The organism is Streptomyces sp. NPDC051776, from assembly GCF_040681345.1.
Taxonomy (GTDB): Bacteria; Actinomycetota; Actinomycetes; order Streptomycetales; family Streptomycetaceae; genus Streptomyces.
This window is the reverse complement of sequence record NZ_JBFAYQ010000043.1, coordinates 1-14,228: the sequence shown is the minus strand read 5'-3', so window position 1 is coordinate 14,228 and position 14,228 is coordinate 1. Positions and strand designations below refer to the sequence as shown.

The window sequence follows — 14,228 nt, the reverse complement described above, 5'->3', positions numbered from 1 at the left end:
TGTCTCCCGTGGCTCAACCAGTGGTGCGCATCCCGGACGCGAAGGTCGCGCTGTCCACCGCCTCCGTGTACCCGGAGTCGACGGCGGCGGCGTTCGAGATCGCCGGGCGGCTGGGCTACGACGGCGTCGAGGTCATGGTGTGGACGGACCCGGTGAGCCAGGACATCGACGCGCTGCGCCGTCTCTCCGACCACCACGGGGTGCCGATCCTGGCCGTGCACGCACCCTGTCTGCTGGTCACGCAGCGGGTGTGGTCCACCGACCCGTGGACCAAACTGCAGAGGGCACGTGCGGCCGCGGAGAAGCTCGGCGCATCCACGGTCGTCGTCCACCCCCCGTTCCGGTGGCAGCGCACCTACGCGCGGGACTTCGTCCGCGGAGTCTGGCGGATGGCCGGCGAGACGGACGTACGGTTCGCGGTTGAGAACATGTATCCGTGGCGCTACCGCGACCGGGAGATGCTCGCCTACGCACCCGACTGGGACGTCACCAAGGACGACTACCGCCACTTCACGGTCGATCTGTCGCATACGGCGACGGCCCGCTGCGACGCACTGGCCATGGTCGACCGCATGGGCGACCGGCTCGCGCACATCCACCTGGCCGACGGCTCCGGCTCCGGCAAGGACGAGCACCTGGTGCCGGGGCGCGGCAGCCAGCCGTGCGCCGAGCTGCTGGAGCGGCTGGCGGTCACCGGGTTCTCGGGTCATGTGGTCGTCGAGGTCAACACACGGCGGGCGATGTCCGCGGCCGAGCGCGAGGCCGACCTGGCAGAGGCGTTGGCCTTCACCCGGCTGCATCTCGCCTCGCCCACGGGCGCGGGAAGGCAGTGACCGGAGTGACCACGCACTCACCGCGCCGCCGGGGCCGCCCGGCGCGTACGGAGGCCGAGAACGGGCCGGGCGCGCGGGAGCGCATCCTCGCTGCCGCGCGCACGGAGTTCGCCGCCCGCGGCTACGACAAGACCTCCATCCGCGGCATCGCAAAGGCCGCGAGCGTGGACCCCGCCCTGGTGCACCACTACTTCGGGACGAAGGAGCAGGTCTTCGAGGCGGCGGTCGAGGTCTCCCTCGAGCCCGCGCTGGTCGTCCCTGACGTGCTGGCCCAGGGCAGCAAGGGGGTCGGCGAGCGGCTGGCCCGCTTCTTCTTCGGCGTGTGGGAGAACCCGGTGACCCGCGCCCCTCTGCTGGCGGTGATCCGGTCCGCGGTCACCCACGAGGCGGCGGCAGGCGTCCTGCGGAACTTCCTGCTGCGGAGGCTGCTGGAGCGGGTGGCGGGCGAGCTCCGGGTGCCGGACGCGAAGCTCCGGGCCGAGCTGGCCGCCTCGCAGATGGTCGGGATCGCGATGCTGCGGTACGTGGTAAAGGTCGAACCGCTCGCGACGGCGGACATCGAGGAAATCATCGCGATGGTGGCGCCCACGCTGCAGCGGTATCTGACCGAGTCCTGATCGTGCCGAGTCCTGATCTGCCCCGCCCGATCCGCCGAGGCCCGATCCGCCGCTCCCGATCTGTCGGCCCGGTCCGCCGAATCCTCATCCGCCGGCCCGGTCCGCCGAGTCCTCATCCGCCGAATCCTGATCCGACCCGCTGACTGCACCTGACAGGACCTGACCAGGGCCGACGGGCTCTGACCGAAAGGTGATCCGTTGATCCCGGAATGCGGACAGACTGTCCAGATCTTGGAGCAGGGGCGTAGGCTCGATGGATCATCCACATCACGAGGGAGTGGAGCCCGATGCCCGAGCTGAGGTCCCGCACAGTCACCCACGGCCGCAACATGGCAGGCGCTCGCGCCCTGCTCCGGGCCGCTGGCGTAGAGCGCGAGGACTTCGGCAAGCCGATCATCGCCGTGGCCAACAGCTTCACCGAGTTCGTCCCGGGCCACACCCACCTCCAACCGGTGGGCCGGATCGTCTCCGACGCGATCAAGGCGGCGGGCGGTGTCCCGCGCGAGTTCAACACCATCGCGGTCGACGACGGCATCGCCATGGGTCACGGCGGCATGCTCTACTCGCTGCCCTCCCGTGACCTGATCGCCGACTCCGTCGAGTACATGACGGAGGCGCACTGCGCCGACGCCCTGATCTGCATCTCCAACTGCGACAAGATCACCCCTGGCATGCTCATGGCCGCCATGCGCCTGAACATCCCGGCGGTCTTCGTCTCCGGCGGCCCCATGGAGGCGGGCAAGGCGACACTGGTCAACGGCACGGTCAGGACCGGTCTCGACCTGATCAGCGCCATGTCGGACGCGGTCGACGAGTCGGTCTCCGACGACGACCTCGCCCTGATCGAGGAGGCCGCGTGTCCGACCTGCGGCTCCTGTTCCGGCATGTTCACCGCCAACTCGATGAACTGCCTCACCGAGGCGATCGGCCTCTCCCTGCCGGGCAACGGCTCGGTCCTGGCCACGCACACCGCCCGCAAGGAGCTGTACGAGGCCGCGGGCCGCACGGTCGTCGAGATCACCCGCCGCCACTACGAGCAGGACGACGAGACGGTTCTCCCGCGCTCGGTCGGCTCGCGCGCCGCGTTCGAGAACGCCATGGCCCTCGACATCGCGATGGGCGGCTCCACGAACACGATCCTGCACCTGCTGGCCGCCGCCCAGGAGGCCGGAGTCGACTTCACCATGCAGGACATCGACGAGCTCTCCCGGCGGCTGCCCTGCCTCTCCAAGGTCGCCCCCAACGGCACGTACCACATGGAGGACGTGCACCGGGCCGGCGGCATCCCGGCCATCCTCGGCGAGCTGTACCGCGCGGGTCTGCTCCGCGAGGACGTCCACACCGTGCACAGCCCCTCGCTCGCCGACTGGCTCAAGCAGTGGGACATCCGCGGCGGCTCCCCGTCGGCCGAGGCCGTCGAGCTCTTTCACGCCGCACCCGGCTGCCGGCGCTCGGCCTCGGCGTTCTCCCAGTCCGAGCGCTGGGACTCCCTCGACACCGACGCGGCCGGCGGCTGCATCCGCGCTGTCGAGCACGCGTACTCGACCGAGGGCGGCCTCGCCATCCTCTACGGCAATCTGGCCGAGGACGGCTGTGTCGTGAAGACGGCAGGCGTCGACGAGTCGATCTGGACGTTCGAGGGCCCGGCCGTGGTCGTGGAGTCCCAGGAGGAGGCGGTCGACGCCATCCTCAACAAGCGGGTCAAGGAGGGCGACGTGGTCGTCGTCCGCTACGAGGGGCCCAAGGGCGGCCCGGGTATGCAGGAAATGCTCTACCCGACGTCGTTCCTCAAGGGCCGTGGTCTGGGCAAGAAGTGCGCGCTGATCACCGACGGCCGCTTCTCCGGGGGCACATCGGGCCTGTCGATCGGCCACGCCTCGCCCGAGGCGGCCTCCGGCGGCACGATCGCGCTCGTCGAGGACGGCGACCCGATCCGGATCGACATCCCGAACCGCACCATCGAACTCAAGGTCTCCGACGAGGAGTTGGCGGCCCGGCGGGAGGCGCGGGGCGGGACTTACGCGCCGAAGAACCGCGATCGCAAGGTCTCGCAGGCCCTGCGGGCGTACGCGGCGATGGCGACGAGCGCGGACAGGGGCGCGGTGCGGGACATCAGCAAGCTCGGCTGACCCGCGCAGGGAGCGGTCTGTCCGCTGCCGACCTGCTTCTCCGACATCCGCAGCACGCACTGCGCGACGCCCGTCTCGCATGACGTACTTGACACCTGCCTCGCACGTACTCAACGCCCGTCTCGCATGCACGTACTCAACGCCCGCCTCGGGCCGCAGTGTTGTCCGTACCGAAACACGGGCACGCGTTGGTGCGCGAGGGCTGCTGCGCTCCGGCTGCTGCGCCGTCACCAGTCGGCGGGCCCGTCCCCGTCAACCGCGAAGAGTGTCCCGTCCGGCGCCGCCCCCGTGATGCTGCCGTTCGCCACGACGGGCGCCGGCACAGCCCCCGCGTAGCCCCTGTTCTCCGCGTTCATCCGGGCGGGGGTCGCTCCGGCGAGGACGCCGCGGCGGGCGTCGATGGCCAGCAACCGGCCGTCGGCGGCGGTGAAGTACAGCCGGTCGGATGTCTCGGCGATCGGTGAGGCGTTGCTGACCGAGGTCTCCATGCGCCAGAGTTCCGCGCGATCCGGGTCCGTGCGGCGGGTGTCGACCGCCATCAACGTGCCCCCGTGGGCGAGCAGATGCACCGTGTCGCCGTTGACGCCGGTGGTCACCGAGTCCAGCGCCAGCGCCAGCGGTGTGCGGCTCTCGCGGCGGGCGCCCGGGTCGTAGCGGACCACCGCGTCGGTGCGCTGCTGCAGATCGGCCGAGGTGAGCAGGAGCGTACGGCCGTCGGCCGCGGTCCCCGCGGGCGTGAGGTTGCCGGTGAGCGTCCGCTGCCAGCGCGTACGGCCCGTCGCCGGATCGATGGCCGTCACGTAGGTGTGAGAGCCGTCGTCCGAGACCGCTGTGCCGTATCCGGTGCGTCCCGTGCCGAACGCGCTGAACACCGGCTCCCCGCGCCCCTCGTACCGTTTCCGCCACCGCTCCTTGCCCGTCGCCCCGCGCAACCCGCGGATCGTGCCGTCACCTGGGACCAGCAGGACGGTTGCGCCGGCGTGATAGACGCGGCCCTCGTACGCAGAGACGTTCTTGCTCCAGCGGATCGCGCCACTGGCGGGGTCCATGGCCTCCAGACGCGCAACCCCGGACGCCACGGACAGGACGTGGACGAGGCCGTCGCAGACCACTGGCGTCTGGGGCGGTATGTCCGAGCCGTCGGCTCCGTCGCCGCCGATGCCCCCGGCCTCCCGCGACCAGACCTTCCGGCCCGTCGCCGGATTGATCCTCGCGGCCTTCACCCCGCGCGCCGCGCAGTACAGGGCCCCCTTCCCGTACGTGCAGAAGGGCGCGCCCGCTTCGGACTTCGCGCTGCCGCCGGGGGTCACGGACGCCGTCCAGGGGTGGAATGACGCGGCGGTGGTGCGCGTCCTGGCCTGCCGCTGCTCGTCAACTCCCGTGTGGCGCTGGGCGACGGCCACGCCTGCCCCGATCAGCACGGCGGTCGCCGCCGCGACGGCCACCCAGCGTGCGCGCCACCGCCGTACGGCCGAAGGGGGTGTCGTGGAATGGGCGGCGTCGCGCGTCGTACCGTCGTCGGCGGAGCCGTTCGGGGCAGTGGAGCCGTGCGCGGAACCGGAGCCGGTGGGGGTGGAGGGGGTCGCGGCGGTGGTACGCGCCCCGCGCATCTCCTCCCAGAGCGCCGCGACCATCCGGTCCGCGGCGTCGGTCGGCCCGACGTCGGAGGACCTGATGTGCGTGGGGTCTTCAAGACCGGCCCCCCGGTCGGCGCCGTTCTGCCCCGGCCCGTCCCCGTCCGCGGTGTCCGTTCCTGCTGTGTCCGTTCCTGACGTGTCCGTTCCCGGTGTCTCCGTCCCCGCAACGCCCGTCTCGACCGCGGACGGCCGGCGTTGGGCGGGCACGCGCGCGCGAGCCCCGTCCTCCGCGCCGTCCTGCTCCGCCGTCGCCCGCAGCATGGCCATGACCGCGTCCGGCGTCGGCCGGTTCTCGGGGTCCTTGGCGAGGCAGGCGCGTATCAGCGGAGCCAGGCTCTCCGGTACGCCCGTCAGGTCCGCCTCGTCGTGGACCACTTGATACGCGACGATGTACGGGCTGTCCGAGTCGAACGGGCCCCGCCCCGTCGCAGCGTGCACCAGGACGGACCCGAGCGCGAAGACGTCCGCCGCGGGACCCACCGAGCGCGGCCGCTGGAACTGCTCGGGTGCCATGAACGGCGGCGTGCCGATCAGCTTCCCCGTCTCCGTCCGCAGCGCGCTGTCGGACGGCCGGGATATCCCGAAGTCGATGACCTTGGGCCCGCCCTCGGACAACAGGACGTTGCCGGGCTTGAGATCGCGATGCACGACACCGGCCCGGTGGATGTCGCGTAACGCCTCCGCGAGCCCGGCCGCCAGTCTGCGCACCTCGGCGAGGCTCAGCGGGCCGTTCCGCTTCACCTGCTCGGCGAGGGTCGGGCCGGGGATGTAGAGGGTGGCCATCCAGGGCCGTTCGGCGTCGGGGTCGGCGTCGACGACCGGAGCCGTGAAGGCGCCGCTCACGCGCCGGGCCGCGGCCACCTCCTGACGGAAGCGTGCCCGGAACTCGTCGTCCGCGGCGAACTCGGCGTGGATCACCTTCACCGCGAGACGAAGTCCCGAGGCGGAGCGGGCGAGGTGGACGACGCCCATGCCGCCGGAGCCGAGGGGTGTTTCGAGCCGGTACTGCCCGGCGAAATCCGGATCCTCCGCTTCCGGGCCCGTCCCGGTTCCTCGCAGCGGCGGCATGGCCCACCCCCGTCTTTTCAGCCCCGTTGCGACGCGGAGGAGCCTAGTCGATGACGCGTACCGGACAGACGGGGCTGTTAGCCTGCGCATGTCGTTCAAAGCTTCAGAAATCGGGGGAGGGGCCCAAATGGCCACGGAGGAGATTCTGACGGACACGGGGGGTGCAGGCGCCGGGGCTCCGGTCGCGCCCGGAAAGGCAGGATTGTCCGAGAAAGTGGACCTACCGGAGGCGGCTGACCTCCCGGAGGCGCCACCGCTGGAGAAGGACATCCTGGAGGCGGAACTCCTGGACGCCGAGCTCCTGGACGCGGAGTTCGCCGCCACGACATCCGCGTCCGACCAGGCCACCTACCCGGTCGCTCCCGGCTACCGCCTGAACGTCCGCAGCGGACCGAGCAGTTCAAGCCGCCTGGTGAAGATGCTGCCGTACGGGGCGCGAGTGCGGATCCACTGCCAGAGCCCGGGCGAGAGGGTCACCGGCCCGTACGGCACGACGCGGATCTGGGACAACATCGGCCCCGGGCAGTATGTTTCCGACGCGTACGTGAAGACGGGCAGTGACGGCTACGTGGCCCCGCGCTGCTGAGCGGCATGTGGCCCCGCGCTGCTGAGCGGGCCCACCGCAACCATGCGGGCGCCTGCACGACTCGCCCCGCAGGAACGGTCGTTCGCCCGCCCCACAGGACCCGCCGTACGCCCGCCGCGCAGGGGCGGTCCACAGCGGACGGTCGTTCGCCCGCCGCGCAGCGGACGGTCGTTCACCCCGCGCCCTTCGGTGCTCCGGAGCCGGTGCCCCCTCGCGAGGGGTTCAGGGAGTCCAGCGCGAACAGGGTGTTGTCGGCCGCGCTCACGTACAGCGCGCGGCCGACCGCAAGCACGCGCGGCGAGCGGTCCGGCAGGGCCAGTGCCCCGCCCGCCCGTGGTCCGGTGTGCCACAACTCCTCGCCCGTGCGCCGGTCGAGGGCCAGCACCCGCCCCGTCCCGGTGCTGAAGTAGAGGGTGTCGCCGGAGACGGCCGGGCCCGACGCCCCGTCGAGCGTCGTGGTCCTCGCCCACCTGACCGCTCCCGTGCGCAGGGCGACGGCGGTGATCCGCCCGTTGCCCCCGGTGAAGTAGAGGGTGTCGCCCCGGAGTTCCACACCGCTCCGTGGGATGCGCGCAGCGGTACGACGGACTTCCGGTCGCTCCGCAGATCGACCGTGACCGCGCGCATGCTGCTCAGCGCGCCGTCGTCCGTGTACCGCTCCTGGATGAACACGGGAGCACCGTCCGCGTCACCGACCAGCCGCAGGGTTCCCTCACCGAGTGCATCTGACGAAGTCCCCGCTGTCCGGGTCGAGTTCCGGGGCCCCGTCCCATCGCCTCCGAGGCTCCGCCCGATTCGTCCCGGGCCCCGTCCCGTCGCCCCGGAGGCTCGGCCGCACCGACCCGGAGACTCCCGCCCACCGGCGGCCGGGGCCCCGCACCCCCGCCGGGCCATAATCGACGGCATGACTGAAGCGCAGCAGCCCGCGGGGCCCCGTCCGGAACCGCTCCGGTTCTTCGGTACGACGTGGGTGGACCGGAGCGGCCCTTATGCGCTGCGGCGCGCCGGCGTCGCAGCCGTATCGCTGCTCGCCGCCGTGGCGGGCGCGCTCGTGCTGGTCGTCGGCTATCAGGGCCTGGCCATCGCGGAGGTCAGCGGTTTCGTGACCGTGCTGGTGGCTGTGATGTTCGCGGTGTGCACCGCGCTGGCGTTCCGTCGTACCTGGGAGGGGTTCGTCCGGGAACCGCAGTCCGTCGCGGACGCCTCGGTCGAGCGGTCGCTGCAAAGCCTGCGAATGATCGGCTTCATCGGCGTACTGCTCGCCTGGTTCGTCCGCAGCCTGATCGACGCCCCGGGCGAGAAGCCCGCGCGTGCCGCGTACGATCGGGAGCGCGAGGCGTACGAACGACGCCGGGCGAGCCGCGCCGGCAACCCCGCGGCGCGTACGGCGAGCCGCGCGGGCGCCGCGGGCAAGAAGCGCAAGCGCCGCTGACGGGCGGCCCGAGGGCCGACGGCCGGCGGTGCCGCGCGGTGTCGGGCCCGGGGCACCGCGCAGGTCCGTCGACCGCGGGCAGCAGCGGCGGAGGTGAGGCGTTCCTGGCGCAAGCCCGCTAGCGTGCCTTCTTCGGTCGGCCGTCCTCGTAGATCCACGTGCGGAACAGCCCGCCCAGATCGCGGCCGGTCAGCTTCTCGCAGAAAGCGATGAAGTCGGCGGCGTCGGCATTGCGGTGCCGGTACGCCGACGTCCACTCCTTGAGGAGGCGGAAGAAGTCCCGCTCGCCGACCGTCAGCCGGAGCTGGTGCAGCGCCATCGCCGCGCGCTCGTAGACCGGATCGCCCGAGATGTTCTCGGCTTTGCCCGGGTCGCCCGGTGGAAACGCCCAGAGCCCCTCGTCGGCGTCCTTGGCGTACAGCGCGTCGAAGGTCTTCTGCGCGGAGTCCCCGCCGTGCTGCTCGTGCCACAGCCACTCCGCGTACGTGGCGAAGCCCTCGTTGAGCCACATGTCCCGCCAGGTCTTCGGCGTGACGGAGTTGCCGAACCACTCGTGCGCCATCTCGTGCACGACCGTCGACCGGTCAGGCGCCTCCGGGTACGCCGGTTTCGTCTGGATCTCCAGCGCGTAGTCCACGCCCTTCGGCTTGTGCTCGACGAGGGCGCCGGAGGAGGAGAAGGGGTACGGCCCGAAGACCTTGGTCTCCCACTCCAGCACGTCCGGGATGGTGGCGAGCGGTTTCCGGCTCTTCGCCGCCTCGCGCGGGTCGACGGCGACGTAGAGCGGCAGCCCGCTCTTCGTCCTCGACCGGTCCACCTCGAACTTCCCGATGGTGGCGGTGGCGAGGTATGAGGCCATCGGCTCGGCGCTGCGCCAGACGAAGGTGGTGCGGCCCGCGCGCGTCCGCTCGTCGTGCAACTCGCCGTTGGAAACGGCGGTCCAGCCGCGCGGGACGGTGATCCGTACGTCGTACGTCGCCTTGTCGCTGGGATGGTTGTTGACGGGGAACCAGGTCATGGCGCCGGCGGGCTCACCGACCACGAAGGCCCCGTCGTCGGTCGGCACCCAGCCCTCGGTGGAGCCGTCGGGGTCGGTGAGGGTGCGGGGACGGCCGTGGTAGTCGACCGCCGTACGGAAGGTGGCGCCCTTCCCGATCTCGCGCGCGGGCCGGACGACCAGCTTGTTCCGTTCGCGCCGCACCTCCGCCTTCCGTCCGTCGACCGTCACCTTGCGGACCTTCAGCCCGGAGAGGTCGAGGCTGAAGCCGCGCAGGTCCTGGGTGGCTTCGGCGGTGACGACGGCGGTGCCATCCAGTCGGCGGCTCTCCACGTCGTAGTCGAGTCTCAGCGCGTAATGGCCCACGTCGTAACCGCCGTTGCCGAGGCGGGGGAAGAGAGGGTCGGCCGCGTTCTGCGCGCCCGTCCCGCCGCCGTCGTCCCCTCCGGACGAGCAGGCGGTACCGGCGACGAGCACCGGCAGCAGGACGGCGGCGACAGCGGCGCATGTGCGACGCCCGCCGCGGGAGGGCGTCCCGCGGAAGCGGGTGCGGCGGGAGGGCGTGCGGCGCTCCTCGATGGCGCGGGCACGGCGCCGCGCACGGCGTCCGTCACCGGCGCGGAACGGAAGACGAGTCACACGGCCGACCCTACGGCGGGCGGGCACTCCTGAGGAGCGGATCCCTTGACTCCGCTCGGTGACCCGGAGCATTATTCAACGCATGATGAATAAATTCGGTGAACGCGTCGGCGGACGCGGGGACGATCACGTGGCGGCGGGCCCGACCGGGCCCGCCGGGCCTGTCATCCGTGCCCGCGGCCTCACGGTCGTGCGCGGTACCCGTACGGTCCTCGACGGCCTCGCCTTCGACATCCCGAGGGGCCAGGTCACCGGTCTCCTCGGTCCCAGCGGCTGCGGCAAGTCGACGCTCATGCGCGCCATCGCCGGAACTCAGGCCAAGGTCACCGGAACGCTCGAGGTCCTCGGACGCCCGGCCGGCTCCGCCCCGCTGCGTTCCCTCGTCGGCTACGTGACCCAGGACCCTTCCGTCTACGATGACTTGACGGCACGTCAGAACCTGGACTACTACGCAGCGGTCCTCGATCCCCGCCTGAGCCGCGCCGACCGGCGCGCCCAGGTCGAACGAGCACTCACCGAGGTCGACCTCGCCGACCACGCCGCAGCCCTCACCGGAAACCTCTCCGGCGGCCAGCGCTCGCGCGTCTCCCTGGCCGTGGCCCTGCTCGGAGGCCCCCAACTGCTCGTCCTCGACGAACCGACGGTCGGCCTCGACCCCGTACTCCGGCGCGAGCTGTGGAACCTCTTCCACCGCCTCGCGGCGGAGCGCGGCACCACGCTGCTCGTCTCCTCTCACGTCATGGACGAGGCCGAGCGCTGCGAGCGACTGCTGCTCATGCGCGCGGGCCGGATCCTCGCCGACGACACCCCGGACGCTCTGCGCGGGCGCACCGGCACCGAAACCGTCGAGGACGCCTTCCTGCGCCTCGTCGACGCCGCGAAGCAGAAGGAAGCCGTCCGATGAACCTCACCAGGACACTGGCCACCGCCCGCCGCGTTCTGCGCCAACTCGGCCACGACCCGCGGACGATCGCGCTCCTGCTGCTCGTACCGTGCCTGCTGCTCGTGCTGCTCTACTACGTCTTCGACTCCGACCCGCGGGAGTTCGACAGCATCGGCGCCTCACTGCTCGGCATCTTCCCGATGGTGACGATGTTCCTGGTCACCTCCATCGCGACACTGAGGGAGCGCACCTCGGGCACGCTGGAACGGCTGCTCTCCATGCCGCTCGGCAAGGCCGACCTGATCCTTGGCTATGCGCTCGCCTTCGGCCTGCTGGCCATCGTCCAGGCCGCGCTCGCCACGGGACTCGCTCTCTGGGCCCTGGACCTCGACTTCGCGGGCTCGGCCTGGCTGCTGCTGCTCGTCGCCCTGCTGGACGCCCTGCTCGGCACGGCACTGGGGCTCTTCGTCTCGGCCTTCGCCGCCTCGGAGTTCCAGGCGGTCCAGTTCATGCCGGCAGTGATCTTCCCGCAGATCCTGCTGTGCGGGCTGTTCGCGCCCAGAGACACGATGCAGCCGGTACTGGAGGCGATCTCCGACGTTCTGCCCATGTCGTACGCGGTCGACGGCATGAACGAGATCCTGCTGCACAGCACGGTCTCCGACGACTTCGTGCGTGACGCTATCGTGGTTGCGGGCAGCGGGCTCCTGGTCCTCGTCCTGGGAGCGGCGACCCTCCGCCGTCGTACTCCGTAGCGCCGGGCGCAGGGGGGCGGGGATGTGAGGTGCGGATGTGAGGTGTGCCCCGGCCGCCGCGGGGGAGGGCGTCCGCGGGGACACGCGTACCGCGGGGGGCGGGTCTCGCCGTGTACGGCGGGCGCGGGACTCGCGTACGGGGCTGGCTTCCGTCTCCCGCCCGCTGCTGAGGGTGCGGCGCGGCGAGGGCCCGCCGCGGGTGCCAGGATGGACACGCATCATGTGCGCCCGCGCGCACACCCCGCACCCCCTATGAGGTGAGCGACACCATGACGCAGAAGGTTGCCGTTCTCGGCGCCGGCAAAATCGGCGAGGCCCTGCTCAGCGGCATGATCCGCGGCGGCTGGTCCCCGTCCGACCTGCTGGTCACCGCGCGCCGCAGCGAGCGCGCGGAAGAGCTCCGCAGCCGGTACGGCGTCGAGTCCGTCCCGAACCCCGAAGCGCCCAAGGTCGCGGACACCCTCATCCTCACCGTCAAGCCCCAGGACATGGGCACGCTCCTCGACGAGCTCGCCCCCCACGTCCCGTCCGACCGCTTGGTGATCAGCGGCGCGGCCGGTATCCCCACCGCTTTCCTCGAGGAACGGCTGGCCGCCGGCACCCCGGTCGTCCGCGTCATGACGAACACGCCCGCGCTCATCGACGAGGCGATGTCCGTCATCTCCGCCGGCAGCCATGCCACAGCCGAACACCTCGCCCACACCGAGGAGATCTTCGGCGGGGTCGGCAAGACCCTCCGCGTCCCCGAAGCCCAGCAGGACGCCGCCACCGCCCTCTCCGGCTCCGGCCCGGCCTACTTCTACTTCCTCGTCGAAGCCATGACGGACGCCGGCATCCTCCTCGGCCTACCCCGCGACAAGGCCCACGACCTGATCGTGCAGGCCGCCATCGGCGCGGCCGTCATGCTCCGCGACAGCGGCGAGCACCCGGTGAAGCTGCGCGAGGCCGTGACCTCGCCCGGAGGCACAACGATCAACGCGATCCGCGAGCTCGAGAGCCACGGCGTAAGGGCCGCGTTCCTCGCCGCCATCGAAGCGGCCCGCGACCGCAGCCGGGAACTGGCCACGGGCAAGGGCTGACGCCGGGACCGCCGCCCCGGCGTCCTTCCGGGGCAATCGCTCACACCGGGGGCAGGAGCCCGATCGCCCGGTGAGCCGCGTCCACCCTCGGGCGCGCCAAGGCCCGCGCCCGCGCGGCTCCCGCCCTCAGCACCCCGTCCACGTACCCCGTTTCGGCGCTCAGCGCGGCGTGCCGCTCCCTCAGTGGCCGCAGCATCTCGATGACCGCCTCGGCCGTGTCCTTCTTCAGCGCACCGTACGAACCGAACTGCCCGGCCAGCTCCTCCGGACTCTCCCTACCACCCATTGCCGCCGACAGGATGTCCAGCAGATTCGCCACCCCGGGCTGCGCCTCCCTGTCGTAACGGACCTCGCTCCCGCCGTCCGTCACGGCGCGCATGATCTTCCGCCGTACCGCGTCCGGCTCGTCGAGCAGATGGACGATGCCCGCCGACCGGGCTTGCGACTTACCCATCTTCGACGTCGGGTCCTGAAGGTCCATGACCCGCGCGGCCACTGGCGGGTGGGTGGCCCGAGGGACGGTGAAGACGTGCCCGTACCGCTCGTTGAAGCGCCGCGCCAGGTCGCGCGTCAGCTCCACGTGCTGCGCCTGGTCGTCGCCGACCGGCACTTCGTCCGTCCCGTACGCCAGGATGTCCGCCGCCATGAGGGCCGGATAAGTGAGCAGGGACAGCCGTACGCCCCCACCGCCATCGGCCCGCTCGCGCGCGGCCTTCTCCTTGTACTGGATCATGCGGCGCATCTCGCCGTCGGTGGCCGTGCACTCCAGCAGATACGAGAGCCGGGTGTGCTCGTCGACATGACTCTGCACGAAGAGCGTGCACCGATCGGGATCGAGCCCGGCCGCCAGCAGCACCGTCGCCGCCTGGCGACTCAGCCTCCGTACGCGGGCGGGGTCGTGTGCCACGGTCAGGGCGTGCAGGTCGACGACGCAGAACACCGCGTCCGCGCGGTGCTGATCCACCTCCGCCCAACGGCGCACGGCGCCAAGGAAGTTGCCCAGGGTCAGATGCCCTGTGGGCTTCACCCCGCTGAAGATCCTCGTACTGCTCATCTCTTTCGACTCCCGCTGATCGGAGGACCGCCGTGCCCGCCGGCCGGAGCGAGTCGAGAAGTGCTGAAAGACGCGAACGGCCGCCGGGAGCGGCGGCCGTATGGGTGCATGCGCTGGTCCGGCCGCCGTCAGGCGGCCCACCACAGAAGGGTCTGCGCATGCTTCGTCATACGGCTGACTGTACGCCCCAGGGCGCCCACCCACCACGCGTTTTGGAGGGCGGCGGCGCGTCGTGTACAGTCCTGCGGGTTGCCACGGAGCCGGTGCGGTTCTGTGGCTTCACTCGCGCCGCTCGTCGGCATCCACTGATGCGTGATCCTCTCGGGGTCGATTTCGGCATGCCGAATTTCGAACCGAATGCTCGATTATGAGCGTGACGGGAAATGCGTTACCGTGGACGCCGCGCCGGAAGGTGCAAACCCCTTCCAATCGGGGACCGGGAATCGAATCCGAACCGGGAACGGAACGGAAAACGAATCTGGTACGGTTGGAAACACCGAAGGGAAGCGCCCGGAGAAA

The 14,228-nt window shown here is 71.3% G+C and carries 12 protein-coding genes; 8 read left to right on the top strand and 4 right to left on the bottom strand.

The window, feature by feature from the left end; genetic code table 11:
* The first annotated feature begins 8 nt into the window (after positions 1–8).
* The 3 genes from AB0M26_RS25775 to ilvD all read left to right on the top strand — a co-directional run bounded on the left by AB0M26_RS25775 (position 9) and on the right by ilvD (position 3,579).
* Positions 9–833 (top strand): sugar phosphate isomerase/epimerase, encoded by an 825-nt coding sequence (locus tag AB0M26_RS25775; RefSeq protein ID WP_365264344.1) that lies wholly within the window; start codon positions 9–11, stop codon positions 831–833.
* 5 nt (positions 834–838) lie between these two features.
* On the top strand, positions 839–1,450 hold the full coding sequence (locus tag AB0M26_RS25770) for a TetR family transcriptional regulator (protein ID WP_365264342.1): 612 nt from the start codon (positions 839–841) through the stop codon (positions 1,448–1,450).
* Positions 1,451–1,737: 287 nt separating this feature from the next.
* A complete protein-coding gene (gene ilvD, locus AB0M26_RS25765; protein ID WP_365264340.1) occupies positions 1,738–3,579 on the top strand; it encodes a dihydroxy-acid dehydratase in 1,842 nt (613 codons plus the stop codon).
* Between the two features lie 227 nt (positions 3,580–3,806).
* Here the strand turns inward: ilvD and AB0M26_RS25760 are convergent, their stop codons facing one another.
* Positions 3,807–6,284 (bottom strand): PQQ-binding-like beta-propeller repeat protein, encoded by a 2,478-nt coding sequence (locus AB0M26_RS25760; protein WP_365264338.1) that lies wholly within the window; start codon positions 6,282–6,284, stop codon positions 3,807–3,809.
* A gap of 301 nt (positions 6,285–6,585) precedes the next feature.
* On the opposite strand from AB0M26_RS25760, the gene AB0M26_RS25755 reads away from it, so the two are divergent.
* Positions 6,586–6,870 carry an SH3 domain-containing protein gene (locus tag AB0M26_RS25755; RefSeq protein ID WP_365264426.1) on the top strand — a complete coding sequence of 95 codons (285 nt, stop codon included), beginning with the start codon at positions 6,586–6,588 and terminating at the stop codon, positions 6,868–6,870.
* Between the two features lie 172 nt (positions 6,871–7,042).
* Here AB0M26_RS25755 and AB0M26_RS25750 read toward each other — a convergent pair whose 3' ends face one another.
* Positions 7,043–7,423 carry a PQQ-binding-like beta-propeller repeat protein gene (locus AB0M26_RS25750; protein ID WP_365264335.1) on the bottom strand — a complete coding sequence of 127 codons (381 nt, stop codon included), beginning with the start codon at positions 7,421–7,423 and terminating at the stop codon, positions 7,043–7,045.
* Between the two features lie 351 nt (positions 7,424–7,774).
* Between AB0M26_RS25750 and AB0M26_RS25745 the strand changes: the two genes are divergently transcribed.
* Positions 7,775–8,302, top strand: a complete 528-nt coding sequence (locus AB0M26_RS25745) for a hypothetical protein (protein WP_365264333.1) — start codon at positions 7,775–7,777, stop codon at positions 8,300–8,302.
* A gap of 118 nt (positions 8,303–8,420) precedes the next feature.
* Here the strand turns inward: AB0M26_RS25745 and AB0M26_RS25740 are convergent, their stop codons facing one another.
* Entirely contained in the window at positions 8,421–9,938 is a 1,518-nt protein-coding gene (locus tag AB0M26_RS25740; protein WP_365264331.1) for a M1 family metallopeptidase, read from the bottom strand.
* A gap of 85 nt (positions 9,939–10,023) precedes the next feature.
* Between AB0M26_RS25740 and AB0M26_RS25735 the strand changes: the two genes are divergently transcribed.
* From AB0M26_RS25735 to proC, 3 genes are all read left to right on the top strand, one after another.
* The gene (locus AB0M26_RS25735; protein WP_365264423.1) at positions 10,024–10,842 is read left to right on the top strand and encodes an ABC transporter ATP-binding protein; all 819 of its coding nucleotides are present in this window, start codon (positions 10,024–10,026) and stop codon (positions 10,840–10,842) included.
* Positions 10,839–11,576, top strand: a complete 738-nt coding sequence (locus AB0M26_RS25730; protein ID WP_365264329.1) for an ABC transporter permease — start codon at positions 10,839–10,841, stop codon at positions 11,574–11,576. The genes AB0M26_RS25735 and AB0M26_RS25730 overlap by 4 nt, the downstream gene beginning before the upstream one ends.
* 269 nt (positions 11,577–11,845) lie before the next feature.
* Positions 11,846–12,655, top strand: coding sequence for a pyrroline-5-carboxylate reductase (proC, locus tag AB0M26_RS25725; RefSeq protein ID WP_365264327.1), 810 nt, complete (start codon positions 11,846–11,848; stop codon positions 12,653–12,655).
* Positions 12,656–12,695: 40 nt separating this feature from the next.
* Here the strand turns inward: proC and trpS are convergent, their stop codons facing one another.
* Positions 12,696–13,709 (bottom strand): tryptophan--tRNA ligase, encoded by a 1,014-nt coding sequence (trpS, locus tag AB0M26_RS25720; RefSeq protein WP_365264325.1) that lies wholly within the window; start codon positions 13,707–13,709, stop codon positions 12,696–12,698.
* Positions 13,710–14,228: the final 519 nt, after the last annotated feature.